Source organism: Paenibacillus thalictri, from assembly GCF_004307995.1.
In the GTDB taxonomy this organism is placed as follows: Bacteria; Bacillota; Bacilli; order Paenibacillales; family NBRC-103111; genus Paenibacillus_AF; species Paenibacillus_AF thalictri.
Window position 1 is genome coordinate 121,097 of record NZ_SIRE01000003.1, and the last position, 26,122, is coordinate 147,218.

Sequence of the window (26,122 nt, forward strand, 5' to 3'; positions counted from 1 at the left end):
AACAAAAATATGGATCTGTTTTTTATTCGCATAAAAAGAGGTGGCAGCGATTGAGGAAAAAAGGAGCGTTATTGTTCGGAGCGTTTGTTTTGCTGGCGGGGATGTTGGCATTTCTGCTGAGATTCGACAAACAAGTTCAATCGTGGCTGGAAATGAACTCGTCTCTTCGCAGTGTGGAGTCCAAAGCTGCGAAACTCAAGCAAAGCAAGGACAAGCCTACTTTGGCTCAACTGGTCGACACATACAATGATTTGGGGCTGATCGACGCCCATAATCATGACGCCAGCGATTCCAAATATGCAAGCATGTTGGGAACTTGGAAAAGCCGCGGTGTGCACAAAGTCGTATTGTTCGGAGACGTATCCGAACCAAGCGCCATACAGACCGATATGAATGCGTGGCTTGCTTACCGGCAAAATCCGGAGCAGATCATTCCGTTTTTCTCGGGATTCGATCTGCATGACAAATGGAGCCTGGATACGGTGAAAAAATACTTGGAGAAAGGTTACTTCGGGCTGGGGGAAATCGCCGCCGCCTCGACCGTTTCGCCGGTTGTGTCGAAGGTGGCTTGGAAGGCGAGCGATCCGCTGGACGGGTACCTTCCGCAAATTTATGATCTTATCGCCGATTACAAAGCACCAATCCTGCTGCACATCGATCCGCCGAGCGGTCTGCCCGTTGCCAAGCTGGAACAGGCTTTGGAGGAACACCCGAAGACGATCTTTATTTTTGGGCACATCAATGCGTACACAACTCCTGAGCAAGTTGATCGGCTGCTCGCGAAACATCCGAATTTATACGCGGATTTTTTCGCCGGATTTTCAGTGTACGACCCGGCCGGAGGAAAGAAGCCGGAGCAGTTTATCCCTGTGATCAAAAAGTACGCCGACCGGTTTATGTTAAGCACCGATTCGGGATACGGCCTTGAAAGCGAAGAATTGGCGATTGACGCTATGTACAGGATCATCCACCTGCTGGACGATCCGAAGCTGGCCAGAAAAATAGCCCATGACAATCTCAATGCGATTATTCGCGCCCAGCCCGCTACAAACACGCAGCTTGAGTTGCTCCGCCAGCTAGAACAAGATACGGGGAAGAAATATCCGCTGGAGAACTTATCGAAGCTGGAAGCCGGCAAAATATTGGCGGAGATGAAAAAAGGGTGACGCGGTTGGTTGGAGCGCTAGGCGATGAACGGGACGGGATCAAGTCCGCTGTCCGCGAATTATATTCGCGAGCTTCAAAAACATTTCGACATTACGTCATTTCGTCACTCCTGCGTCCTATTCCTTTACTTTGGTCCAAATCTCGACGACGTTCTCGACCTCAAGACCGCCGAGATTCCCGACAGTAGTGGTCAATCGCAAGGTACCAGGGGAGAGCGAATCCCAGTGGCATTGGTCAATCAGTAGGCTACCGGGGGAGAGCGAATCCCAGCAGCCGTGTTCAATCACAAGCTAATCGCGGCAGAGGTTCGACCACTGCTGTGCGGCACCGGGATGCGCGTTTGGGAATCACGCACCTTGGAAAATTGGCGCACCCCGGCAGCCAAGAGGTCCATGGAGAAGGCCAAGAGGATCGGTCACAAATTCCTTACGGACACAGGAGGCGCTATATCTTCCTGAAGTGCTCTTTTAGAAAGCTAACGGACGCCAGATACCTTAATCGGGTATAAACTCCATAAAAGATGTCCATTTCCAGTGAATAGCGTCCTCTGCGTCCGTTAGCTTTTCAAAATCTCCAATCCTAAGCATATAGCGTTCCCTGTGTCCGATAAAATCATTTCGAGATCAGCTTGTGCGATCAATCCAAGATAAACCGTTTGAACACAGCGTAGCGGGCTCCGATAAATAAAAAAATCGAATCGGTGGTCTATTATTTGTTTCCAATGAATTACAACCGAAACTGGTAGTATAGTTAGTAGTCTCCAATAAATAGAAACCCGAACCAGTATTTTATTAGTAGTCTCGAATAAATCACAATATCGAACCATCGCTGTATTAGCAGTCTCCAAGAACTAACAACTCCAACCAGTTGCATAGTTAGTATCTTCCAATAAATCGCAACTCCAACCAATAGCACATTAGTAGTCTCCAAGAACTAACAACTCCAACCGGTGCGTTTTTAGCTGGCCGTCCATTAGCCGCTGCCCATTAGCTCACTGCGCATTTAGCCGCCGCCCACTAGCTCACCGCCCCACTAGCTTACCGTCCATTAGATTACAGCTTCAACTGAAATGTCCGATAACGCTGATGTCCTCCGGCTACAATGAAGATTTGTTTTTCAACTAATCGATGCAAAATTCGCCTGGTATGACGGTCGGTTAGATGAAGATGGGCAGCAAGCTCTGACGGCGTGAACGGCCGCAGCAGACGACGGGCGAAGCGCAAACTTTCGGCTTCCGCCCAATCCAATTCGGCTGACACGTCTGTTGATAGGAATTTTCCAATAAATGCGAGAATAAGCTGCTGGCATTGTTTAGGTTCTTCTTTAATCGAAGGAAACGCAACAGGCAAAAAAATCCACCCATCAAGAGCCAGCAAGCTGTGCCGCATGCATAAGTCCTTAAATCGTTTAACGTCGAGGTCTCTCGCATGAGAACCATATCCTTGAATTTCGATCCCTCCTTTCATCCCTCCGGGCATATAAGCAAGATCCAAATATCGAAATCCGTTATTGAAATCGCGCACCTCCCACTCCGGGTACAGGTAGTTAAAGTTTCCGATTGCAGGATACCAAACGCACCGTAGAAATTCGATGGTTCCGTAGCCCAAACCTTTCTCAAGCAATTCGCGCCTTCTGTGATTCACAGGTTCTGCAAGATGAGATTTTATCCAATCTTCTAACTTTTGCTCAAACATCGATAATGCCCTCCTTCAACAACTGGTCATAAAAAAAGCCGTTCCATTGCACCGCCCATAACGAGCTGAGTGCAAAGAAACGGTGTGTGCTTCACTCCGTGTATATCATACATAATCTGTAAAAATAGTATAAAAGAATAAGAACCGAATCACAAGTGAACTGTTTGACCGTTAACCGGAGCACCCTTTAGTTAATGTACATCGCAGTTTTTGAATCCATTTTCCAAATTGGATCTAAAAGTCCCGGTCACTTCGACACGATTCGTAGCATAATTGAGTGAAAAGCCATATTGAATCGCAGGGGTGGAAATACAATAATTACATTATGCTATATGTAAATTAGGAGGGTTTTCCATGCGGATGAACAGGGGCTGGGTATGCAGTCTGCTCGGATTATCGATGTGCTTCGGATGTATCACCGCACCCGTCTCGGCAGAACTCAAGCTCGATCCTTCTACGTTTGTGATCCCGGCGCCTATTATCGAGATCAACCCCGCCATCAAGGATTTGGTTACGTTCCAAAATTCCAGCGACGTGCGGTTGAAATGGAAAACTCCAACGCTTGCAGCCGTTTTTACCGGTGGTCCCGCTGTTGGACCCGATCATTCGCTCTATGTGGGATATTCGTTTCCTTATATACTTGTTGTAGTACATTTTATCACTGCATTTCATTCCGATGGGACGAAAAGCTGGACCTTCCAGCTCGATGAGGCCATCTTAACGCCTCCCACCGTTGGACCGGACGGTACGATCTATGTAGGTACTGGAAGCTATAATTCGGGTAAAATGACAGCCATTCGTCCGGATGGAACTAAGAAATGGGCTTTCGCATCGGGGCAATATATTACTTCTGCTCCTGTGTTTGGAGCGGACGGTACGATATATGCGGCATCCAAAGACGGCATCCTTCATGCCCTGAATCCTCAGGACGGATCGGAAATTTGGTGGTTGGATATGGAGACCCAGGCCCAGGCTTCCCTTGCGATGGGTCCCGACGGGACGATATACGCGACCAACGGTACTCCAACTCTTTATGCGATCAAACCTAACGGTACGTTGAAATGGAAGGTTCAAACAAGCGGAGCGTTGAGTGCGAATCCCGCTCTAGGGCCGGATGGCACCATCTATACCGGATCCGCCGATCATAACTTATACGCCATCTCGCCCAGCGGAGTTCAGAAGTGGGCTTACGATCAGGGCAGCAGCGTATATTCTCCTGCGGTTGGACAGGATGGGACTATCTTGTTCGGGTCAGAAGATACGAAGCTGAATGCCGTACTTCCCGATGGCAAGCTGAAATGGCAGTTTGCCGCAGGCGGCTCGAAGACTCCTCCGGCGCTCGGCCCGAACGGCCTTGTTTATACCCATTCTGCAAGCAATAAGGCGATTTATGCGCTTGGTCCGGATGGTACTGCACGATGGCAATACAGATTCGAAACCGAAGACCCACTGCCTTTTGCAGTTGGGAATGATGGTACTTTGTATGATGTATCCACCAAATTCCCCAAGGTGTATGATATTAACGATTTAGAGCACACTTTCGTAATGTACATTTATGCACTCAAGGTACCTGTGAAGACGATAACCTTGAATCAAACGGCGATTACTCTAACGGAGGGACAAAACACCAGCCTTACGGCCACCATGACCCCAAGTTATGCTTCCAATCCCAATGTGACTTGGAAAAGCAGTAATCCGAATATAGCTTCCGTGGACAGCAAGGGCAACGTGAGCGCTCTTATCACCGGTACCGTAGTGGTCACGGCAAGTTCAGGAGACGGCCCTCTTGCTCAGTCTAAAATTACGGTCACCAGCCGTCCGGTAACGACAACCGAAGTAAGCAGTGTTGTTGTGAACAAAAATGCGCTGTTCCTGCATGTCGGAGATAGCGAGTCACTTACCGCCAAGGTGATCCCCGATAACGCTTCGAATCAAAATGTATTGTGGATGAGCAGCAATCCGGGAGTGGCTGCCGTGAACATCAATGGAAAAGTAACTGCAAGCTCCACAGGTTCGGCGGACATTACGGTGAGGACTCAAGATGGGAATTTTACAGCTATAAGCAAGGTTGTCGTATCGGCGGGGGCTGCTTCGGACTCCAGCCCTTTCACCGACATCAAGGGAAATTGGGCCGGCCCCGAGATTGTGCGAGCGAACGAGATTAAAGTGGCTAGCGGTTATCCGGACTTCACTTTTCGGCCGAATGCGAACATTACCCGTTCTGAATTTACCGTTATGCTAATGAACGGATTGAAGCCATCTGAAGAAACTGCGAATCTTACGTTCAACGATACGGATCAGATCGAGGACTGGGCGGCAAAGGCCGTGAAGCAAGCCGTAAAGCTGGGTATCATTAGCGGTTATCCCGACGGAACTTTCCGGCCAACGGCAAATATTACCCATGCAGAGATGATTTCCATGGTAGTAAAAGCTTCAGGCATAACGCTCATTCCTGGAATAGCGACAGATTATGCCGACGACGCTGATATTCCCGACTGGGCCAAACCGGCGGCGGTTATTTCCGGCAAAAACAACCTGCTTGGCGGTACAGCTGACAATACATTTGTTCCCTCCGCTATGGCTACACGTGCCGAAGCGGTAACAGCCATTGTTAGGATGCTTGAGATTAAGCCCTGACTTCTCAGGTCAGCCAATGCTTGTCTGTAGTAAGAGCGGCCAACTTTAGGAATGGACCTTTCACGGTAAAATGAAGCGAACCGTTGGAAGGTCTATTTTCTTTTTCCAAAGCAAGGGCTGAGTGGGGGGAATGATGGATGTGAGTCGCATAAAGCGGATAAATGGAGCATGATTCACCATAATGGTTCTGTTCAAAATAGCCGGGAGCAACTACATTATTTATTGTAAGAACAAATTCGTTATAAAGGATTTGTAGAGGTGGAGAGCATATGACGACCAATAAACAGCTGTTAAATATGGAAGGCATAGTTACTGTCTTAAATACGCCATTTACCGCCTTGGATACAATTGATACGGACGCCGTCCGCGCTAATGTGAACCTGGCGATTCGCGCCGGGGTTGCCGGATTCCTTGTTCCCGCCATGGCCAGCGAAGTCGGCAAGCTGAGCGGCGAAGAAAGAAAGCTGCTGGTGCAAACCGTGGTAGAGGAAACAAAAGGCAGGGTGCCTGTCATCGGCGGCGGGTCTGCCCCGACAAGCGAAGAAAGGGTCTACACGGTAACCGGGTTGATTGAGCTGGGCTGCGACGGTGTGCTGGTCAGCATCCCTTATGAAAATGACGAGCAATACGAAAGGGAAGTATGGAGTATTGCCGAACTGAAGCCGCCTTTTCTTATGCTCCAGGATTGGGATTTTGGCGGTTACGGCATCCCCTTGCCGCTCATATGCAAGTTGTTCCGGGAAGTGGATGTGTTTCGCAGCATCAAAATCGAAGTCGTTCCGGCGGGTACCAAATACAGCGAGGTGCTCGCGGCAACGGAGGGCCGGCTGCATGTTGCCGGCGGATGGGCGGTAAGCCAAATGATCGACGGATTGGACCGCGGCGTGCACGCCTTTATGCCTACCGGCATGCACGATATTTACACGTGCATCTATTCCTTGTACAAGCAAGGCGAGCGGGACCGGGCGGTGCGGCTGTTCCACGATCTGCTGCCGGTGCTTGCTTTTGCCAATCAGCATCTGGACATCTCGATCCATTTTTTCAAACGGCTCTTATTTGCCCAAGGTATTTATTCGACGCCACACGTGCGGGAGCCAATCCTGCCGTTTGACAAGTACCACGAGAGAAGTACGGAAGAACTAATTGCGCTTGTGCAGAGATTATCCAAGGAAATAAGCGGGCTATTGTAATATGCTGTACTTCGGATATTCCGATTGCTATTTCTATAAAAATAGATATAATAAACGACATGGATACTTTATCTGTGATCAAAGCGTTGTCCAATGAGACAAGATACCATATTCTCGAATGGCTGAAGGACCCGGACCAGCATTTCGGTTCCATAAATCAGATGCCAAGCGGCTGTGATTTCGCAGGCGGCGTATGCGTCGGGGCGATTTCGGCGAAGTCGGGCTTGGCGCAGTCTGTCATCTCCAGTTATTTGGTGAAGATGCAGAAGGCCGGTTTGCTGGAAGCGAGAAGGCACTGCCAGTGGACCTATTACCGCCGCAATGAGCAAGGTATCGCCGCATTTAAAGAATCCATTCTTAAGGACCTGTAACGATGTGTCATTGTCTGAGAAGGGTCCATTGTTTTTAGCATGTGTATCTATTTTTATAGATATATAGAAATACATACAAAGATAAAGCTGGAGGGATTCCTATGGGAAATCAAGAGAAAACAACTGCAAGCGTGAAACCATTATTTACGCCGTTTGTGTCTGACAAGCTGGCGTTATCAAGCCGTATCGTCATGGCGCCGATGACGCGAAGTTTCTCACCCGGTGGCGTTCCGGGGCCTAACGTAGCGGCTTATTACAGAAGACGCGCGGAGAACGGCGTCGGGCTGATCGTTACCGAAGGAACGGTCATTAACGAACCGGCATCGACGGGAGATCCGAACGTGCCGAACTTCTACGGAGAGCAGGCTTTGGCGGGCTGGGCTCATGTCGTGCAGGAAGTGCACGCAGCCGGCGGCAAAATCGTGCCGCAGCTGTGGCACGTAGGCATGACGCGCAATAACGGCTCCCTGCCGTTTCCGGATGCTCCGTCGATCGGACCTTCCGGCTTGAATTTGGCCGGTGAACAAGTCAACGAACCGATCAGCCGGGAAAAAATCGGCGAGCTGATCCAAGCATTTGCGCAAGCGGCCGCCGACGCGAAGCGGATCGGCTTCGACGGCATCGAGCTGCATGGCGCTCACGGCTATTTGATCGACCAATTTTTGTGGGAGCAAACCAACCAGCGGACGGACGAATATGGAGGCAATCTCGTGAATCGCACCCGCTTTGCGGCGGAAGTCGTGAGCGCTTGCCGCGAGGCGGTTGGACCCGATTTTCCGATCATCTTAAGGTTATCGCAGTGGAAATCGGGATCTTATGATGCGAAACTCGCGGCGAATCCCGACGAGCTGCTGCAACTGCTCACACCGCTGGTTGAAGCCGGCGTTGATATATTCCACTGCTCGACCCGCCGGTTCTGGGAGCCCGAGTTCGCAGGTTCGCCATTGAACTTTGCCGGCTGGGTGAAGAAGCTGACTGGCAAACCGGTTATTACCGTCGGCTCCGTCGGACTGGATTCGGAGTTTATCAATTCGTTCCGCGGAGAAAGCGCCGGTACTTCGGATATTGATACATTGCTTTCCCGCTTGGAAGCTGAAGAGTTTGACCTCGTGGCAGTGGGCCGCGCCTTGCTGGTCGATCCGGCATGGGCTGCAAAAATTCGCGACGGTCGGCTTGACGAGCTTGTGCCGTTTACCGCGGAAGCTTTTAGAACGCTGAGTTAAGTACAGGAAGAGAAGAGGGTGCAGTTCAAAGTCATATCATGGCTCTGAACTGCACCCTCTTTTTCTTTGGAACAGCCTTATCTTGCGCAGCAGAGATACGTCATGCCCACCACTGCAGCGTAGTTCCGTTCGGCTTGTGTCAGCATGTCAGATGATTGTGCTGGCCGGCCGGCCGGCGGATTATACGCGATCAGTTAAGCGTGATCGAAGCGATGCTGCCGTCGGTAGCAAAATCGGTCGTATACACGACGTTGGCCGTTGCGGTGAATTCCCCGGCGGGGCCTTTGATTTTGATCGTCGGGGTAGAAGAATAACCGGCACCGGCTTGCACGACGGTTACTCCGGTGACAACGCCATCGGTAACTGTTGTAGCGAATTCGGCGGGCACTCTTTTCCAGACTTCACCTTTAACCCCGCTGTAACGGTAGTAGTTGGATACTTCATCCAGACGCTCGTTAGTGATGCCGTAAGGCGCGAGCACTTTCATTAAAGCGGCTTTGTTCGCCTGCGCTTCCTCTTGTGTCGGGCCGGAGCTTCCGGCTCCTGCAGGCCTTACGCCGCTGAATGCTTCTCTGAATACTTCGGACGGTACGCCCAGTGCGGCGGCGATAAGCACGATCGGTCTGCCGTGATCTTGAGGGTCGGTGTCATATCCCCCGGAGATCGTGATCGTGTAGCCATTCTGATCGGTGATGCTCGTACTTTCCGTTCCGTGCTGCGCCTGGTTTACAGGAGCAGTCGGCCTTGGTTGGCCGCTCTCCGGACCTGGAGGTTGTTGCTGCTGACCGCTGCCTTCAGGAGGTCTTGGCCCTGCCGGTTTTTGCTTTCGGGGAGGATTCTGGCCGGCTGCTTGTGCTTGTACGCCGTTTTTGTTATCGGATGGATCGCTGCAAGCATAAGCAAGCGGAACGGAGATGGCGCTGGCGGCGAGCAGAACGGTTAAAGCGGTAAGTACTTTTTTAGTTTTCATAATAAAAGCTCCTCTCGAATAGGGAATGGATGTGTTGTTGATAGACCTAGAATAAAGCGCCAATGTGTCAGTAATACGTCCAGATCCTATTCGCGAGAAAAAAGTTTGTTAAGCCGGCGGAAAGGCCTTGATCGGCCGGGGGCCACTGAAAAAGTAGCGTAGTGAGCGAAATCATGCTGGGGAAGCGCCAGCATTCGCTTTTGTCCCCGAATTTCTTGAATTTCACCTGCCAAAAGCAGGTAAAATTCAAGAAATTCGGGGACAATTGGCGATCGTAAGCATGATTCGTTCATGCAGCGTTCACTTTTTCAGTGGCCCCAACGACCGGGGGGCTTTTTATTCCGGCCGCTGTCCGGGAAGCAGGAACTCAAACGTGGTGTTTCCGGGAGAACTGCCGGCCAGACGGAGCTGGCCATTCATGGCGGTAGCGAGCATCCGGCTGTAGGTGAGCCCAAGCCCGAGGCCGCCGACGGCAAGTTTCTTTTGCCCGCCCCGGTAATATCTCTCAAAAATGTTGGCCTGCTCGTTTTCCGGTATGCCCGGCCCGTTGTCCCTGACTATGATTACATACCCGTGGTCCGAACGTTCCGATAACGCGACACGAATCGTGCCTCCGTTTTGGAACGCTTGCCTGCTGTTATTCAGCAAATTGACAATAATTTGCTGGATGCGTCCGGCATCCCCTACGGTCATGCAGGTACGGTCGGGAATATCGGTAACGATCTCCAGTCCTTCGTCTTGATAAAGCTGTTCCCATTGATAGACGATTTCGCCGAGCAGCTTGCCCAAATCGATGCGCTCCTGCCGGACTTTGATCGAACCGGAAGCAAAAGCGTTAAAATCGAGCAGGTCGGTGACCATATGCTGCAGCCTGCGTGTTTGCTCCAGCGAAATATCGAGAAATTCCTCCGCTTCGCGGTCTGCCACCACTTGGTCGCGAACCGCGCGAATCAAGCCGTGAATGGAGGCGACAGGCGTTTTGAGCTCATGGGTAACCCCAGCGAGCAGCTCCGTCCGCAGCTCCTCCAGCTTGCCCAGACGCGCGGCCAGCGTCCGAAACGATACAAGCAGCTCATGAATTTCTTTTTCCTTTACGTGATCCGGCACATCGACATCATAATCCCCAGCTTCCATCTTCCTCAGCGCTTCGGACAAGCGGACAACAGGCTTGCGCAAATTCCAAATCAGCAAATAAATGATCGTCCAGCCCAGCAAACCTGCGCACAAAAGCAAGGAACCGATCAGCATGTAGTTCTGGTTTACACTGGAAATATCGTGATAAGCGTAAGCGATCACCATGGTTCCGACAGGGGATTGTTTGTACAACACGGGAACGTTCAGGAGGTAATAATCTCCCGTTATTCCGGCGCTGAAACGATCGGGGGACGGCGGTTTCGCGCCGATATCCAGCGCCTGCGAGCCAGGCGGGCCTGGCGCTATTTTGTAAAACACGGGAGCCCCGCCGCGGTCAAATAAACTTAAGGAGAATTGCCCGGGAAGCTGATAACGGCGCTGCGTGCTGTCGATCCACTCATAGAAGCCGGGAGGAACCGCAATTTCGCCTTGTTTTTCGTCCGTTACATATCGGGCCGCCTCTTGGGCAAACTGCTCGAGGGATTGCTTGCGCTCACGAATCGTATCCTCCCTGATCCAAAATATACAGGTTAACCCGATTGTAAGCAGGCCGATAAAAAGTGTAAGCACGTACCGGAACGTCCACCGTTGAAGCAACGTTTGGCGTTTAATTGGTTTTGGCTGCATACAGCTGGTACCCCGTCCCTCTCAGCGTTCTGAGTTCTCCTTCTTCCGGGGGCCAATGCAGCAGCAGCTTCCGCAGCCGCTTGATCGCCAGATCTACGGCCCGGTCGCTGCCTTCGTAATCGATGCCCCATACTTTCTCAATCAACTGCTCCCGGCTGAAAATCTGATTCGGATGCTCGGCAAGGAACATCAGAAGCGACAAGTCACGGGGCGTGATCGACAAATTAGCCCCATTCAGAAAAACGCTGCGCGATTTAAAGTCGATGCGGAAGCTCCCGAATGTAACTTGGTCGGAGCCGACAATAGAATGGGTAGGACGTCTGAGCACAGCATGAATACGGGCCACGACTTCATCGGGCTCAAACGGCTTGGACATATAGTCGTCCGCTCCTTCGTTTAGCCCCATGATCCGGTCGCCGACTTCGCCTCGGGCGGTCAGCATAATGACCGGGCATGCGCTTTTGCGGCGGATATGCTGCAGCACCTCCCAGCCGTTCATACCCGGGAGCAGCACATCAAGAACGACAAGCGAAGGCGGATCGGCGTCAAATGACGCAGCGGCCTGTTTACCGTCCCGGCAAATACGGCAATCGTATCCCGCTTTGCGGATATAGGCGGCAAGGACCCGGGAAATGGCGTCTTCGTCTTCAACAATCAGAATTGTTTTCATAACGTGTCCTCCGATAAAGCTCAATGTTTTTGAAGCTATGATAAGCGAGCCATATTTGCCTAGCATTATATCAGGCAAATGTGTCAGCAGCGTGTCGGCGGCAGCCCAGGAATCCTGTATATCCGTAGGGACCTCGTTTTTCGTTTGTGCAAGAGCCGCCGCAGGCATTAAAGCGGAAAGCAAGACCACCCATAACGCCAAACCCTTTGCGGATCGGAATAAATGATGTGTCATTCATCTGTATAAAATGGCTATGAATAAATCCTTCCGTTCATTCAATAAGCCCCCCCATGGTAAAATTAGGGCATTATGTGTGGAAAGGGTGTTTTGATATGAAAACAAAAGCACAAGCCCAAATCAATTATTTTTGGAGGGCGGCTATGATCTAACCCTCCAATTAAGATGGAGGTGATGTCTTGAATTCGCGGACAAAAAAATTTTTATCGTATTATAAGCCCTATTTAGGTTTGTTGATTGCGGACATGGCATGCGCGGTTGCGGTATCGGCGATTACGCTGGCGCTCCCGTTGTGCGTGCGGTACATCACGGTGGATGTATTGGAAAAAAATCTGCCTGACGCACTGGGTCAAATTTATATGATGGGCGCAATTATGCTTGTATTGGTCATACTTCATACGGTTTGCAACATGTTTATTTCTTATCAGGGGCACATGATGGGGGCTATGATGGAAAGCGATATGCGCAGCGAACTGTTTGACCATTACCAGAAGCAGTCGTTTCGGTTTTACGACGAGCAAAAAACAGGGCAGTTGATGACCCGGACGACAAACGACATTTTGTCCTTGACCGAGCTGTATCATCACGGTCCCGAAGATCTGATGATCGCAGCTATGAAATTTATCGGCGCTTTCATCATTTTAGTGAATATCGATTTGAAACTTACGCTGATCGTTTTTCTTTTTTTGCCGGTTATCGCCGTTTATGCGGTTTATTTTAACAAGAAAATGAATGCGGCGTTAAGAAAAAGCAAAGACCGGATCGGCGATATTAACGCCCAGGTCGAAGATACGTTATCCGGCATCAGGGTGGTGCAGTCGTTTACAAACGAGCATATCGAACGCAGCAAGTTCGCTTATGAAAACAGCCGTTTTGTTGAAAGCAGGCGCGAAGGGTACAAAAGCGAAACTTATTTCCATGAAGGGCTGATCGCGTTTACGCAGCTCATCACCGTTGCTGTGGTCGTATTTGGCGGAGCCGCCATGCTGCACGTGGAATTGGCTTTAGCCGACCTGCTGACGTTTGTTTTATGTATCGGCATCCTAATCGAGCCGATTCAGCGTCTTGTGAACTTCGCCAGGCTGTATCAAGAAGGACTCACTGGGTTCGAGCGGTTTATGGAAATGCTGGAGATCGAACCGGACATTCAGGACGCGGCGGATGCTGCCGAGCTTGCTTGGGTGGAAGGAAACGTGGCGTTTCGTAACGTAAGCTTCAAGTACCAGAAAAACTACGTCTTGAAAAATTTGTCTCTCCATATCGGAGCCGGCGAATATGTGGCGCTGGTAGGCAGCTCCGGCGTCGGCAAAACGACGCTGTGCTCGCTGATTCCGCGGTTCTATGATGTGAGCGAAGGGGAAATTTTGCTGGACGGCGTGAATATCCGCGATATCCGCTTGCGCTCGCTGCGAAGCAGTATCGGTATCGTACAGCAGGATATTTATTTGTTTGCCGGAACCGTCTTGGACAATATCCGTTACGGCAGACCGGATGCCAGCAGGGACGAAATCGTCGAAGCGGCCCGTAAGGCCAGCGCGCACGATTTTATTATGCAGCTGCCGGATGGCTACGACACGGATATCGGCCAACGCGGCGTGAAATTGTCCGGGGGGCAGAAGCAGCGGCTGAGCATTGCGCGTGTTTTCTTGAAAGACCCGCCGATCCTTATTTTTGACGAAGCGACCAGCGCCCTTGACAATGAAAGCGAGAGAGCGATTCAAGAGGCGATGGAGAAGTTGTCCGACAACCGTACGACATTGGTGATCGCTCACCGTTTGTCGACCGTGCGTAACGCCGGGCGTATCGTTGTGCTGACGGAAAACGGGATTGGCGAGCAGGGCACGCACAAGGAACTGCTAGCGAAAGGCGGCGCTTATGCGCAGCTTTATAACATGCAGCTGACCATATGATCTATACGGAGCGGGGCTCATTTTGCACCGCAAGCAAAACACGCCGATTTTGGCGTGTTTTTGCTTTTGCGCCGATCAGCCCTGCAAGTCAGAAGCTGCAAAATTTGTTTTTAATTTATGTCACATCCGGGTTCCCTTCTCCGTCATACGTGTACAAAACACGAAAGGGATGATCCTGTGATGGAGAAATGGGATGTAGCGGTTGTCGGCGGAGGGATGGCGGGATTAACGGCCGCCGTTTATGCGGCTAAAGCGGGCAAACGAACGGTGGTGCTGGAGAAGCAGGAACGATTGGGTGGTCGCGCGATGACTAACCGCAAGCAAGGGGCTTATTTTAACTTGGGCGGCCACGCTTTGTTTGATGGGGATGCGCTTGCCACTTTTCGCGAGTTGGGGGTGCGCCTGCAAGGGAACCGGCCTTCGATCGACGCTTATGGGATTTGGAAAGATAAGTTGAATGTGCTGCCGACGGGAATCGGTTCATTGCTCGCCACGCCGCTATTGACTTGGAGAGGGAAGATGGAGTTTGCGTTATGGCTGGCCAAATTCGGCAGATTGGATACGCAGGCATACGACAGGATCAGCCTTCGCGAATGGCTGGAAGCCGGCGTGCAGGATCCGATGGTGCGGAACATCATGTATTCGCTGCTGCGCACAGCCAGCTATGTGGCGGCGCCCGATCTGCAGGCCGCTGGTCCGGTGCTAAGACATCTGAAGAACGCTATGCGCGGCGTGTTGTATTTGGATCGCGGCTGGGGCGCCATGATCGACGAATTAAGACGGCTGGCAGCCGCTCACGGAGTACGGATCATGACGGGCAGCCAAGCGGTTTCGGTCGAGCACATCGGCGGGGTTGCAAGCCATATTGTTTGCGATGACGGTGCGATGATCCAAGCGGATCATATCATCCTCGCCTGTCCGCCCGATGCCGCTTACAAGCTGGTGCCTCACGCGGATGCAACACGTCTTCGCGTATGGAAGGAACAAGCGATTGAAGTTACTGCCGCCTGTTTGGACGTCGCTTTGCGCCGTCTCCCGCAGCCGGAGCATCAGCTCGTGTATGGCATCGATCAGACGATTTTTCTCAGCAATCATTCTCGTGCCGCTTATCTCAGCGATGACGGCGCGCAAGTCGTTTCGTTAATTAAGTACCATGGAACGGATAAAAATCCGCAAAAGGATTTACACGATTTGGAGCACGCTTTAGACTTAAGTCAGCCGGGCTGGCGGAATGAAGTTGTGGAGAAGCAATATCTGCCTAACATCGCGGTTTGCTGCGATTTTCCCCATATCCGCAGGCAAGCGGCGCCGGGACCGGACGTACCGGAAATAGCCGGGTTGTATGTGGCCGGGGAATGGGCTTCCCACGGCGAACTGTTGGCGGACGCCGCCACGGCAAGCGCCAAAAGAGCCGTGAGCCATATTTTGCTGCAAGAGAGCATAGAGAGGACAGACGCCGATGATGGATATAGAAACGTTATATAAAACGTATCGCACGCCGCTGTTTTCACTGGCCTACCGGATGCTGGGAAGCGTTATGGACGCAGAGGATATCGTGCAGGAAACGTTTCTCGCTTACGGGGGGCTGCAAGACCCTGCCGCCATTCAAAATGAGCGGGCGTATTTATACAAAATCGTGACGAACCGCTGCCTGGATCTGCTGCGTTCGTCGGCCAAAAAACGGGAGCTGTACGTCGGACCTTGGCTTCCGGAGCCGTTAATCGGTAATGCTCACACCGAAGATGATCCATCCGGCGCCTACTTGCAGCGCGAATCGATTACAACGGCGTATTTGCTGCTTCTGCAGCAGCTGAACGCGGTGGAGCGGGCGATTTTCCTGCTTCGTGAAGTTTTCCATTATTCGTATGAGGAAATTGCCGAGATGACCGGCAAATCCGCCGCAAACTGCCGTCAAATTCATCACCGCGCCAAAAAAAGCATCCATTTCGATCCCGACCAGCGGCCGTCGATTACGGTTGCGGAGAAGCAAATCAAACAATTTGCAAGTTCATTGCTTGAGGGTAATACGAAAAAGCTGCTTGAGCTGCTGAGTGAAAATGTAGTGTTTTATTCGGACGGCGGAGGCAAGGTGAGAGCCGCGCGAGTTCCGGTTGCCGGAAGCAACCAGGTCGGCGTATTTTTGCAAAATCTGCTCAAAATGTATGCGGGCGCATTCAGCTATTTTTTCATTACCGTCAATGGACTGCCGGGCATACGTATCGTGATGGATGATAACATGCAATATGTATTTTCGTTCGCATTTCGAAATGACCGGATTGAGGCGATATATAGCGTAGCGAATCCGGATAAACTCCGGCATGTGTAGCCGCCCAAGGTTATGGTATAATTCCCATTAAATCCGAGGCATGAAATGAGCTGCGAGGAGCTGTGCGATAAATGCTTGATGATATCCGTTTCCATTTGGCCGGGGATGTGACCGTAAAAGCCGGGTATCAATTGCCTGAACGTGTAATTACCGACTATGAGCTGGTGTATTTTCCGGCCGGCACCCAAACTGTGTATACGGCCGCGGGCCAACGGGAAGTGCTCAGCCGTCCATGCGTCATTATGACAAGACCCGGCGAACCGCATTCGTACCAGTTCGATCCGAAGAAGCCGACCCGCCATATTTATATCCATTTTGACTGCGTGAAAGAAACGATTCAAGAGCGGTTCACGCTGCTGAACAGTACCGCCGTAACATCGGTTGCACTGCAGGATTATTCCCTTGTTCCCATATTAGCGAAGCAGCTGCTTTTTTACTTCCATCGCCGTCCGGAGAAATGGAAACGCCTTACGGAGTCGCTTTTTTTGGCCATTTTGGAAGAGCTGGAGAATCTTATTTTCCCCGATGCCCATTTAGCCGCTGACATCCCGATGCCGCTGCAGATTCATGATGCGCTGCAATATATAGACGACCACGTGACGGAAAAAATCGACATTTTGCTGCTCGCCAGGACCGTCGGATGGTCCCATGAGCATTTTACGAGGACGTTTCAACATCACACCGGTTATTCCCCCAAGAAGTGGATAACGAAACGCAAGCTTGATTGGGCGGCGCAGCAGCTGCTCCAAAGCACGGACAGCATCAAGGAAATCGCTATGAACGCTGGCTTCGCCGACGAATATTATTTTCATCGGCTGTTTAACCAACGCATGGGCATGACCGCAACCGAATACCGGCGCAGTTACGGGGACCGGAAGATGCTGGAGCTTGCTCCTCCGGAAGCGCACGGCCGATTTTATCCGCTGAATCATTTCTTCACTTTGGAACAACGCCAGAAGAAATAGCATATCAAATTTGTCCATCATTCCATCGGTTGCATCCATTGTACAGCGGCGGTTTCTCAAGCAAAATGAGGGTAAGTTAAAACGATATTTGCTAAGAGGAGCTGTATACGTATGACAAACCCGACAGTGGCTCGAGAACGTTATCTGGTATCCGTAGATGAGTATATCCGTTACCACCGGGACGGATTTCTTATTGTGAAAGGGATGCTGCCCGACGAAGATACGAAACGTCTTCAGGAATGGATGCAGCATATATACACCGGAGAAAATACTCAGCTGGATCATTTGACCCATTCCCCGAAGTGGACGACGGAAGCCGAGAAGCAGGCAAACCGTCTTCCATCGGCACGGCTGCACATGCCGCACCGGGAAGACGAAACCGCAGAATGGGGACTGCTGCATCCGCGTATTCTGGATGTGCTGGAAGCATTGATCGGACCGGATGTGCTGGCGCTGCAATCGATGTTGTTTTTTAATCCTCCGCAAAAAGGCGGGCAAGGCTGGCATCAAGATTCGTTCTACATTCAGACTCAGCCCGATTCCTTGATCGGGGCATGGATCGCGCTGGACCGCGCTGACACCGAAAATGGCTGCTTATGGGTCGCCCCCGGCTCGCACAACGAGCCGATCTACCCGCCGATTCAGATGTCCAATGCGTATATGCACGCGAATGAAAAGCAAATCAAAGGATTATTTCCCGCAAGCGCCGCCAGTGTGATGGACGATTCAGTGAACAAACTGTCCGAGGTCGCCGCTAAATATGGTGAAGCTGTTCCGGTTGTTCTGGAGCCTGGAGACGTACTTTTCTTCCATTCCCACCTCCTTCACCGTTCCTACAGGAATGAAACCAAAGAACGGTTCAGAAGGGCGTACGTGTGCCATTATTGTAACGCCCGTTCTTGGGTGCCGTGGAGCGGCGGGAATAAGCGGCACGTTCTGGCGCGGGGACGGACGCATCTGCCCCATGCTTTGCCGCAGTTTGGCACACCCGTAGAGCTTGCTTCCGAGTCGGATCAGCAAGGGGAAGGGGATAACGGCTCGATGATGGTAGCCATGCCGGACGATCTGATGGGGAAAATGCAGATGTAATGGATGGCGGACAAATTCAAGTAAGTGTTAAGAGAGGCCGGCAAAGTCATTTTGCCAGCCTCTTTTTTCGTCTGACGCTTTTATTTTTGCAATTGCCTATATGGCTGTTCGGTACTATGATAACACTGGGGGACAGGCTTCCGCCCGTCCGCAGCTTAAGAGGAACCGTTTCGGTTTTTACAGCCGCTTTTCGAGCGGATTGATTTTATACGGGAAAGTAGGACGGGCATGTTAAACGTATTCAAAATGGGATCGGGCAAAAGATCGGTGCGCTTTTACAAGCTGTTTTTGTCTTATTTGCTGCTTGTGCTGTTTGTTGTGACGGCTGTGGGCGGCATGGTCTATATCAACATTATCAGCGCGCTGCAAAACGAGGTGGAGCAGGCCCAGCTGTCTTCCGTTGCCCAATTCCGCGATACGATGGAGACACGGCTGCGTGAGCTGCAGCGGATTTCCGTGCAAATCTCGACCAACCCGCTGCTCACGCCGTATGTCCTGTCCCAATACGGCTACGATTCGTACCAGGCCGTAGCGGAGCTAAACAAATATCGCACCAGCAACTCGTTTATCCATAATATCGTGCTGAAGAACATGTCGTATGACAGCAGCAGGTTGTTTGCCGCCAGCGGCGTATATGAACAATCGGAATTTTTCAGCCGGATATACTCATACGAAAATTGGGGGGCCGAAGCGCTGGAGCAGCAAATCCGCACGATGACCGGTCCGGTCGTCAGACCGGCCGAGACCGTATATACATCCAGCCGCACTCAATATTCGACGTTTGTTACCTATATGTATCCGCTGCCGGCTTATTCGGGCAAACCTTATGGCGCCATCTTGTTTCTGCTGGACGTCGATGTGCTGCAAGCGATGGCGGAGCATCTGGTCAGCCGCCCCGGGACGTTCCTTTATTTGCTGGATGAAAAAGGGAACACCGTGTTTTCGGCGAACCGCGACAAGCTGGCGAATCCCCCGTTCGAGCGGGCTAACGCGGACAAACGGTCGATCTCGACACGTTCGGTCATGGGCATCACCTACACCGTAATCCGTCAGGAGTTCGCTTCGAACGGCTGGAGTTTGGTGCAAATGGTTCCGACTTCTCAATTTATCGAAAAGGTGGACGAGAGCCGGCGTTTATTTGGCATCGTGCTGCTCGCGCTGATCGTGATAGGCACTGCGCTTTCCTTTTTGCTGGCCAACAACAATTACCAGAAGCTGCGGCAGCTTGTACAGATGTTCTCGGACGGAAAAGGCCGCGTCAAGGAAAACGGCTCCATGGACGAGATGGTGTATTTATCAAATGCGATTCGCGAAATGTCCGGACAGGAAAGCATGATGATCGAGCTGAAGAGCAAAAAAAGCCTGATCCGCGAAAACGTGCTGTTGTCGCTGTTCAAAAATAAACCGCAGCCGCCGGAAGGGCTCGCTGCTACGCTGGAATTGGCCGAGATCCGGTTCGACTACGACCATTTTGTCAGTCTGCTGCTGGCAATTGACGACTACACGGGTTTTCAGACCGCTTATTCCGGCTCCATGCAGGAACTGCTTAAATTCAGCATTTTAAACGCCGCGGAGGAGCTTGCGTCGGAAACCGGCAGAGGTTACGGCGTCAGCATCGTTGACGACCGGGGAATCGCGCTGGCGATCAATATCAAGGACACTTCGAGCTACAAGCAGCAGTTGGAGTCTTTTGCATCGCGGCTGCAGACGTTTTTTCAATCCCACTATAAGTTCACCTTGAGCATCGGGGTCGGCAGGCTGTACCGCGAGCCGGGTTCGATCGGCCTTTCGTTTGAAGAGGCGCGTCAGGCGCTGCAGTACCGTTTTGTCAAAGGCAGCAATCAAATTTTGTTCCATGAACTGCTGCCGGCCGCGTCCAGAGAGCAGGCGCGCAGCTACCCGCATGAGCTGGAGGACCGCCTGTTCAAAAGCATGCGGCAGGGCAACGCGGAAGAAGCGGAGACGACGATCCGCAGCATGACCGATTCCATTCGCGTTTTATCGGTAACGCCGGAGTCGGCGCGGCTCGCCTGCGCCGGTCTGCTGCATTCACTGATGAAAATATCGGAGGAATTGCAGGGACACGTGCCGGAAGGGCTTTATGGAGATACGGGTTCGCTGAATGTGCAGCGGGCGGAAACGATGGATCAGTTGGAAACCGAAATGATCGGCATTTGCCGGCGCGTGTGCGAACATGTATGCAGCCGCATGGAAAGCCGCAATTTCAAGCTGCGGGACGATATTATTCAATTTCTGCATGAGCGTTATGCGGACAATTCGTTATCGCTGGATACCATCGCCGATCATTTCGGGATGTCGCCGTCTTATATCACCCGTTTCATCAAGGATCAGACAGGGTCATCGCTCATCCGTTATTTGGATCAGCTGCGCATGGCTAAAGCGAAGGAACTGCTCGTTACCGGAACTTTAAATTTGGCGGATGTCACAAGCGAAGTCGGTTATGTGGATGTTTCCAACTTCATCAAAAAATTTAAAAAGCAGGAGGGCGTTACGCCCGAACAGTATCGAAAGCTGCATGCAGCGGTTGAAAACCGGCCGAAACATAGCGAAAATCACGAAATGTAAAAAATAGACGATCCCGGAAATTGGTTTGTAAAACGTAGAATATCCCCACCCCATATTGCTTATGGTGGTCTCTGCTTAAGTTTTGCTATGCTGAGCGCAACTTAACGAAAGGAGAGACACCCATTGCCCGCAGTTCCTTCACCGCACGCGCCGGAAAGGGCAGCTTCCGGTCTCGGGTCCGTCCGTGCCCGCAACGGCACGTTAAAGACGGCAGCGAAAAACTGGCAGCTGTACCTGCTGATTGCCCCTGTTTTGGCGTACTTCATTATTTTTCATTATGCGCCGATGTACGGTCTGCAAATCGCTTTCAAAGATTTTATCGCCACCAAAGGAATTACCGGCAGCAGTTGGGTCGGGTTCAAGCATTTTAAGCAATTTTTTCAGTCGTATTATGCTTCCCGCATTATTCTCAATACGCTGGGGGTCAGCGCAATGCAGCTGATTATCGGTTTCCCGATGCCGATCCTGCTTGCGATCATGATTAATGAGCTCAGAGGCAGCAAGTTCAAAAGGACGGTGCAGACCGTTACGTACGCGCCTCACTTTTTATCGGCCGTCGTATTGGTCGGGATTATGATTATCTTTTTGTCGCCGCGAAGCGGGCTTGTTAACCAAATCATCGCGTTTTTCGGCGGAGAACGGATCGCTTTTTTCGGCGAACCCGGCTGGTTTAAAACGCTGTATGTGTTATCCGACGTTTGGCAAAATATGGGCTGGGCTTCGATTATTTATCTTGCCGCGCTCGCAGGCATCGACCCGCAGCAATATGAAGCGGCGGTCATCGACGGAGCCGGTAAACTCCAGAAAATCATCCATATAACGATTCCCGGTCTGCTGCCGACGGCTATTATTTTGCTGATTCTGAATTTGGGCACGCTGATGAGCGTAGGTTTCGAGAAAGTATATTTGATGCAAAACGATCTGAACCTGGACTCGTCGGAAATTATTTCGACATACGTGTACAAAAAAGGCTTGCTTGGCGCGCAATACAGCTTTAGTGCAGCCGTAGGTTTGTTCAATTCGGTCATCAACTTTATTTTGCTGATTGTTGTCAACGGCTTGTCCCGGCGGGTCAGCAAAACAAGTCTGTGGTAAAGGAGGCACCGTCATGTCATCAGGAGTATCCTCGGGAGCCCCTCAAAGCGGAAGCGACCGCCTGTTTGATATCATCAACTTTTTGCTGTTATGTCTTATTCTTGTCATTATTTTGTATCCGCTCTATTTTGTCGTGATTGCTTCGGTCAGCGATTCGATGCAGGTGATTTCCGGCAACGTATGGCTGTGGCCCAAAGGGATCAGTATGGAAGCATATGCGCGGGTATTTCAAAACCAGGACATTCTGGTCGGTTACCGCAATGTGATTGTATATACCGTGATCGGCACGCTGGTGAATGTGGCGCTGACAATTGCCGGAGCGTACCCGCTGTCGCGCAAAGATTTTGCCGGACGCAATGCGATCATGCTGCTTATTACCTTTACGATGTTTTTCAGCGGCGGGATCATTCCCACTTATATGGTCGTCAGAAGCCTCGGGCTGGTCAATTCGTTCTGGGCGCTGATTTTGCCCGGCGCGGTATCGGTGTGGAATCTGATCATCATGCGTACGTTTTTCCAAAATACGATTCCTCCGGAATTGCAGGAATCCGCCTTTATGGACGGCTGCTCCGATTTCAGGCTGCTGCGCAGCATCGTGCTTCCGCTTTCGATGCCGGTGATTGCCGTTGTTACCTTGTATTACGCCGTCGGGCATTGGAATTCGTATTTTCAAGCGCTTATTTATTTGTCGGAACGCGGCAAATACCCGCTGCAGATGTTTCTGCGGGAGCTGTTGATCCAAAATCAGATGCAAAACATGATGGAAACCGATTCGGAAACGATGGCCCGCCAGGTGATGGTGGCCGAAGGCCTGAAATATGCGGTTATCGTCGTATCCAGCTTGCCGGTGCTGATGTTGTATCCGCTGCTGCAGCGGTATTTTGCCAAAGGGGTTATGATCGGGGCCGTGAAAGGCTGACTTATTACATAAACAAAGGGGAGATTCATGATGAAATTCAAATCCAGGGACATGGTGCTTGGCGCGACTTCGCTGCTTTTGCTTGTCGGCGGCTGCTCCTCGGAGAGCAATAACGCGCCGGCTCCGGCTCAACAGAACGGTAAAGAGTCCGCATCGGCTAAAGAAGTGACGGCCAGCGGGTTTCCGATCGTCAATACGCCGGTTACGCTGACCGCGATGGCCGCTAAATTTTCCACACATGGCGAATGGAAAGATATGAAGGTATTAAACGAATATGCAAAAAAAACGAACATAACGATCAATTGGCAGACGGTGCCGGAAAACGCTTTTGAAGAGAAACGCAACATTGCTTTGGCCGGCGGGGATTTGCCGGATGTGTTCTACCGTGCTAAGCTGACGCCTTACGACGAGGTCAACTACGGTTCGCAAGGCGTGCTGCTGCCTCTCAACCAGCTGATCGATCAGTACGCGCCTAATCTGAAGGCGCTGTTCCAGAAATATCCCGAATTAAAGCGGAGCATTACCGCGCCGGACGGCAACATTTATTCGCTTCCTCAAGTGGCGGATTATCTCGCCCCGCGGATCGGCAGCAAGCAGTTCATCAACAAGAAGTGGCTGGATCAACTGAAGTTGGCCGTGCCGACGACAACGGAGGAATATTACCAGGTATTAAAAGCGTTTAAGGACAAAGACCCGAACGGAAACGGAAAAGCGGATGAAATCGGCTGGTCGGGCGATAAGTCGATGACGCTGTGGGCAGGTTTGCGCGGATCATGGGGACTTGGCACCGCCGGGGACAAAAACGCCAATATCGATATCGGGCCGGACGGCAAAATCCGTTTTTATACGATGGACCCGAACTACAAGGGGCTGCTGGAATACCTCAACAAGCTGTACAAGGAAGGCCTGATCGATAAAGAGGTATTTACCCAGGAAACGGCGCAGTTTCTCGCCAAAGGCACAGAGGGGCTGGTCGGCAGCCTGCATGTGTCCAATACGGGCATATTGGGACCGAAATATATGGACGATTACGTGCCAATGCCGGCCTTAAAGGGTCCTAACGGCGACCATCTGTATTCGCCGGTTAATCCGCTGACGCAGGTTCAGGGCACTTTTGCAATTACGAAAAACAATAAACACCCGGAGGCGACGATACGTTGGGTTGACTACTTCTATGGCGAAGAAGGCTCGAAGTTTTTCCGCATGGGCATCGAAGGCGAGACGTACGAGACGTTGCCTGACGGCAATGTGCAATACAAAGACCTGATCGTCAAAAATCCGAAGGGGCTTTCGCTGGACCAAGCAATCGGTCAATATACGCCGTGGCCCGGCGGCGGACTGCCGCAGCTGCTCACGGAGAAATATGACAAAACCGGCAATAGTCATCCGGCCGCGCTTGCCGGCGCCAAGCTGCTGCAGCCCGATATTCCGAAGGATGTTTTCCCAAGTTTCCTGTTTGCCAAAGATGAGCAGGACCGCCTGAATGCGCTCTCGAGCGATATTACAACTTATGTGAACGAGTCGCGGGTAAAATTCATTACCGGAGCTTTGCCGCTCACGGAATACGACAACTATGTGGCGACGCTGAAAAAGATGGGCGCCGAAGAGCTCAGAGGCATTTACCAGAAAGCTTACGACCGCTATAAGTGAGAGTTCAAAAAGTCGGCTTTTCAGCACCGAGGCTGGTCGTTCGCCTGACGGCGAACTGCTCGCCCATGCAACCAGGAAGGTTGCGAGAACCTGAAGAAGGAGGAGCGGAGTGTAGGCAAAACCTACATGAGCACCGGACTTCGAAGGTGAACGCAAGATTCGATGCCGATTCGCTTCCTGGCTTGCTTCGTGATCAAAAGACTCCTTTTTGAACGACCGATATAAGCAGAAATGAGGTATCCGCGATGAATATTGTTTACGTTCATTCACATGATACGGGGCGTTATATCGAACCGTACGGCCATGCCGTTCCGACGCCTTGCCTGCGGAAGCTGGCCGAAGACGGCGTGTTGTTCCGCCAGGCATTCTGCGCCGGGCCGACCTGCTCGCCGAGCCGCACAGGGCTGTTGACGGGCATGGCGCCGCATACGGCCGGCATGCTTGGCCTCGCCCACCGCGGTTTCCGCCTGCACGACTACTCGCAGCATCTGGCTTCGTTTCTTACCCGCAGCGGGTATGAAACGGCTTTGTGCGGCGAGCAGCATGAAGCGGCCGCCGATGAGATCGGGCGGCTTGGCTATAAGCGCAATTTAAGCGCGCTGAACACGGAGCCGGCGCATGAGGCGCGCGATGTGCAGACCGCGCGGATCGCCGCGGATTTCATCCGGGAGCGGCATGACAAGCCGTTTTTCGCTTCCGTGGGCTTTTACAATACGCACCGGGCCAAGGCGGGTTTCCCGGAGACGGGCGCGCCGGCCGATCCCCGCTACGTGATGCCGCCTTATCCGATGTACGATACGCCGGAAAATCGCGAGGATATGGCCGGCTTTATTGCCTCAGCGGGTGTCGTTGACCGCGGTGTCGGCATCGTGCGCCAAGCTTTGGAGGAAACGGGGCAATGGGAAAACACCATATTGATATACACGACCGACCATGGCATCGCTTTTCCGCACATGAAATGCAATTTGTACGATACCGGCATCGGCGTTTCGCTGCTGATGCATATCCCCGGAGTAGCCAAGGGTCAAGTGATCGATGCGATCGTTTCCCAGCTCGATCTGTTTCCGACGTTATGCGAGCTGGCGAAGCTGGAGAAGCCGGATTGGCTGCAAGGGACATCTATGGTGCCGCTTCTTACGGGCAGCGCGTCCGAGATCCGCAGCGAGTTGTTCGCCGAAGTGACGTACCATGCCGCTTACGAGCCGATGCGCTGCATCCGCACGAAACGATACAAGCTGATCCGCCTCTACGACGATTACGACAAGCTGGTTATGCCGAATATCGACGATGGCTTAAGCAAGCGCTTCCTTGTCGATCACGGTATCCGCGAGCGAACGCGCAGCAAAGCGATGTTGTTTGATTTGTACCTTGACCCCGTAGAACGTGAAAATGTGATCGGCGAGTCTGCTTATCGCGCTATTGCCGAAGAGCTGTCGGAGCGGTTGGATACGTGGATGCGGCAAACAGGCGACCCGCTGCTGAGCGGATCGGTGCCTTTGCCTGACGGGGCTTGGGCGAACGGCCTTGACGAGCTGAACCCTACCTGACCAGGGCAGCCGTCTCTCCTCGTGCGGACACCCTGCACGTAGCGTATCTCTATTCTTATAGCGATGTTCTCCATTGATCTTTGAGATGCTGGCCGGGATTCATTCCCGGCTTATC

General features: G+C 51.8%; 19 protein-coding genes. 15 read left to right on the plus strand and 4 right to left on the minus strand.

Annotated elements, in window-relative coordinates:
- The first annotated feature begins 50 nt into the window (after nt 1–50).
- The gene (locus EYB31_RS02750; protein ID WP_240762023.1) at nt 51–1,166 is read left to right on the plus strand and encodes an amidohydrolase family protein; all 1,116 of its coding nucleotides are present in this window, start codon (nt 51–53) and stop codon (nt 1,164–1,166) included.
- Nucleotides 1,167–2,219: 1,053 nt separating this feature from the next.
- Here the strand turns inward: EYB31_RS02750 and EYB31_RS02755 are convergent.
- Complete coding sequence (locus EYB31_RS02755) at nt 2,220–2,861, minus strand: transcriptional regulator (RefSeq protein WP_131011746.1); 642 nt, start codon at nt 2,859–2,861, stop codon at nt 2,220–2,222.
- A 354-nt stretch (nt 2,862–3,215) separates the two neighbouring features.
- Between EYB31_RS02755 and EYB31_RS02760 the strand changes: the two genes are divergently transcribed.
- From EYB31_RS02760 to EYB31_RS02775, 4 genes are all read left to right on the plus strand, one after another.
- The gene (locus EYB31_RS02760; RefSeq protein ID WP_131011747.1) at nt 3,216–5,498 is read left to right on the plus strand and encodes an S-layer homology domain-containing protein; all 2,283 of its coding nucleotides are present in this window, start codon (nt 3,216–3,218) and stop codon (nt 5,496–5,498) included.
- Between the two features lie 269 nt (nt 5,499–5,767).
- Entirely contained in the window at nt 5,768–6,688 is a 921-nt protein-coding gene (locus EYB31_RS02765) for a dihydrodipicolinate synthase family protein (RefSeq protein ID WP_131011748.1), read from the plus strand.
- 59 nt (nt 6,689–6,747) lie between these two features.
- Nucleotides 6,748–7,059, plus strand: coding sequence for an ArsR/SmtB family transcription factor (locus tag EYB31_RS02770; protein ID WP_131011749.1), 312 nt, complete (start codon nt 6,748–6,750; stop codon nt 7,057–7,059).
- Nucleotides 7,060–7,160: 101 nt separating this feature from the next.
- On the plus strand, nt 7,161–8,282 hold the full coding sequence (locus EYB31_RS02775; protein WP_131011750.1) for an NADH:flavin oxidoreductase: 1,122 nt from the start codon (nt 7,161–7,163) through the stop codon (nt 8,280–8,282).
- Nucleotides 8,283–8,472: 190 nt separating this feature from the next.
- Here EYB31_RS02775 and EYB31_RS02780 read toward each other — a convergent pair whose 3' ends face one another.
- The 3 genes from EYB31_RS02780 to EYB31_RS02790 form a co-directional block, all read right to left on the minus strand.
- Nucleotides 8,473–9,252, minus strand: a complete 780-nt coding sequence (locus EYB31_RS02780) for a transcription initiation factor TFIID subunit 12 family protein (RefSeq protein WP_131011751.1) — start codon at nt 9,250–9,252, stop codon at nt 8,473–8,475.
- 336 nt (nt 9,253–9,588) lie between these two features.
- A complete protein-coding gene (locus EYB31_RS02785; RefSeq protein WP_131011752.1) occupies nt 9,589–11,013 on the minus strand; it encodes a sensor histidine kinase in 1,425 nt (474 codons plus the stop codon).
- Entirely contained in the window at nt 10,994–11,683 is a 690-nt protein-coding gene (locus EYB31_RS02790) for a response regulator transcription factor (RefSeq protein ID WP_131011753.1), read from the minus strand. Before EYB31_RS02790 ends, EYB31_RS02785 begins: the two co-directional genes overlap by 20 nt.
- A 416-nt stretch (nt 11,684–12,099) precedes the next feature.
- On the opposite strand from EYB31_RS02790, the gene EYB31_RS02795 reads away from it, so the two are divergent.
- From EYB31_RS02795 to EYB31_RS02840, 10 genes are all read left to right on the plus strand, one after another.
- Nucleotides 12,100–13,830 carry an ABC transporter ATP-binding protein gene (locus EYB31_RS02795; protein ID WP_131011754.1) on the plus strand — a complete coding sequence of 577 codons (1,731 nt, stop codon included), beginning with the start codon at nt 12,100–12,102 and terminating at the stop codon, nt 13,828–13,830.
- Nucleotides 13,831–14,010: 180 nt separating this feature from the next.
- A complete protein-coding gene (locus tag EYB31_RS02800) occupies nt 14,011–15,315 on the plus strand; it encodes a phytoene desaturase family protein (protein ID WP_131011755.1) in 1,305 nt (434 codons plus the stop codon).
- Nucleotides 15,290–16,156 carry an RNA polymerase sigma-70 factor gene (locus EYB31_RS02805; protein ID WP_338119895.1) on the plus strand — a complete coding sequence of 289 codons (867 nt, stop codon included), beginning with the start codon at nt 15,290–15,292 and terminating at the stop codon, nt 16,154–16,156. Before EYB31_RS02800 ends, EYB31_RS02805 begins: the two co-directional genes overlap by 26 nt.
- A gap of 71 nt (nt 16,157–16,227) precedes the next feature.
- Nucleotides 16,228–17,121 (plus strand): helix-turn-helix domain-containing protein, encoded by an 894-nt coding sequence (locus tag EYB31_RS02810; protein ID WP_131011756.1) that lies wholly within the window; start codon nt 16,228–16,230, stop codon nt 17,119–17,121.
- A gap of 111 nt (nt 17,122–17,232) precedes the next feature.
- Nucleotides 17,233–18,210, plus strand: coding sequence for a phytanoyl-CoA dioxygenase family protein (locus EYB31_RS02815; protein ID WP_131011757.1), 978 nt, complete (start codon nt 17,233–17,235; stop codon nt 18,208–18,210).
- A 228-nt stretch (nt 18,211–18,438) separates the two neighbouring features.
- Nucleotides 18,439–20,796 (plus strand): helix-turn-helix domain-containing protein, encoded by a 2,358-nt coding sequence (locus EYB31_RS02820; RefSeq protein ID WP_131011758.1) that lies wholly within the window; start codon nt 18,439–18,441, stop codon nt 20,794–20,796.
- Between the two features lie 123 nt (nt 20,797–20,919).
- Nucleotides 20,920–21,891: an ABC transporter permease gene (locus EYB31_RS02825; RefSeq protein WP_420819416.1), complete on the plus strand. Its 972-nt coding sequence runs from the start codon at nt 20,920–20,922 to the stop codon at nt 21,889–21,891.
- Between the two features lie 13 nt (nt 21,892–21,904).
- Nucleotides 21,905–22,810, plus strand: coding sequence for a carbohydrate ABC transporter permease (locus EYB31_RS02830; protein ID WP_131011759.1), 906 nt, complete (start codon nt 21,905–21,907; stop codon nt 22,808–22,810).
- Between the two features lie 27 nt (nt 22,811–22,837).
- Nucleotides 22,838–24,460, plus strand: coding sequence for an extracellular solute-binding protein (locus EYB31_RS02835; protein ID WP_131011760.1), 1,623 nt, complete (start codon nt 22,838–22,840; stop codon nt 24,458–24,460).
- A 245-nt stretch (nt 24,461–24,705) separates the two neighbouring features.
- A complete protein-coding gene (locus tag EYB31_RS02840; protein WP_131011761.1) occupies nt 24,706–26,007 on the plus strand; it encodes a sulfatase family protein in 1,302 nt (433 codons plus the stop codon).
- Nucleotides 26,008–26,122 lie beyond the last annotated feature (115 nt).

Excerpts from the sequence above, each read along its gene's own strand:
- EYB31_RS02755 (WP_131011746.1), bottom strand. The coding sequence starts at position 2,861 with ATGTTTGAGCAAAAGTTAGAAGATTGGATAAAATCTCATCTTGCAGAA.
- EYB31_RS02760 (WP_131011747.1), top strand. The coding sequence starts at position 3,216 with ATGCGGATGAACAGGGGCTGGGTATGCAGTCTGCTCGGATTATCGATG.
- EYB31_RS02765 (WP_131011748.1), top strand. The coding sequence starts at position 5,768 with ATGACGACCAATAAACAGCTGTTAAATATGGAAGGCATAGTTACTGTC.
- EYB31_RS02770 (WP_131011749.1), top strand. The coding sequence starts at position 6,748 with ATGGATACTTTATCTGTGATCAAAGCGTTGTCCAATGAGACAAGATAC.
- EYB31_RS02775 (WP_131011750.1), top strand. The coding sequence starts at position 7,161 with ATGGGAAATCAAGAGAAAACAACTGCAAGCGTGAAACCATTATTTACG.
- EYB31_RS02780 (WP_131011751.1), bottom strand. The coding sequence starts at position 9,252 with ATGAAAACTAAAAAAGTACTTACCGCTTTAACCGTTCTGCTCGCCGCC.
- EYB31_RS02785 (WP_131011752.1), bottom strand. The coding sequence starts at position 11,013 with ATGCAGCCAAAACCAATTAAACGCCAAACGTTGCTTCAACGGTGGACG.
- EYB31_RS02790 (WP_131011753.1), bottom strand. The coding sequence starts at position 11,683 with ATGAAAACAATTCTGATTGTTGAAGACGAAGACGCCATTTCCCGGGTC.
- EYB31_RS02800 (WP_131011755.1), top strand. The coding sequence starts at position 14,011 with ATGGAGAAATGGGATGTAGCGGTTGTCGGCGGAGGGATGGCGGGATTA.
- EYB31_RS02805 (WP_338119895.1), top strand. The coding sequence starts at position 15,290 with ATGATGGATATAGAAACGTTATATAAAACGTATCGCACGCCGCTGTTT.
- EYB31_RS02810 (WP_131011756.1), top strand. The coding sequence starts at position 16,228 with ATGCTTGATGATATCCGTTTCCATTTGGCCGGGGATGTGACCGTAAAA.
- EYB31_RS02815 (WP_131011757.1), top strand. The coding sequence starts at position 17,233 with ATGACAAACCCGACAGTGGCTCGAGAACGTTATCTGGTATCCGTAGAT.
- EYB31_RS02820 (WP_131011758.1), top strand. The coding sequence starts at position 18,439 with ATGTTAAACGTATTCAAAATGGGATCGGGCAAAAGATCGGTGCGCTTT.
- EYB31_RS02830 (WP_131011759.1), top strand. The coding sequence starts at position 21,905 with ATGTCATCAGGAGTATCCTCGGGAGCCCCTCAAAGCGGAAGCGACCGC.
- EYB31_RS02835 (WP_131011760.1), top strand. The coding sequence starts at position 22,838 with ATGATGAAATTCAAATCCAGGGACATGGTGCTTGGCGCGACTTCGCTG.
- EYB31_RS02840 (WP_131011761.1), top strand. The coding sequence starts at position 24,706 with ATGAATATTGTTTACGTTCATTCACATGATACGGGGCGTTATATCGAA.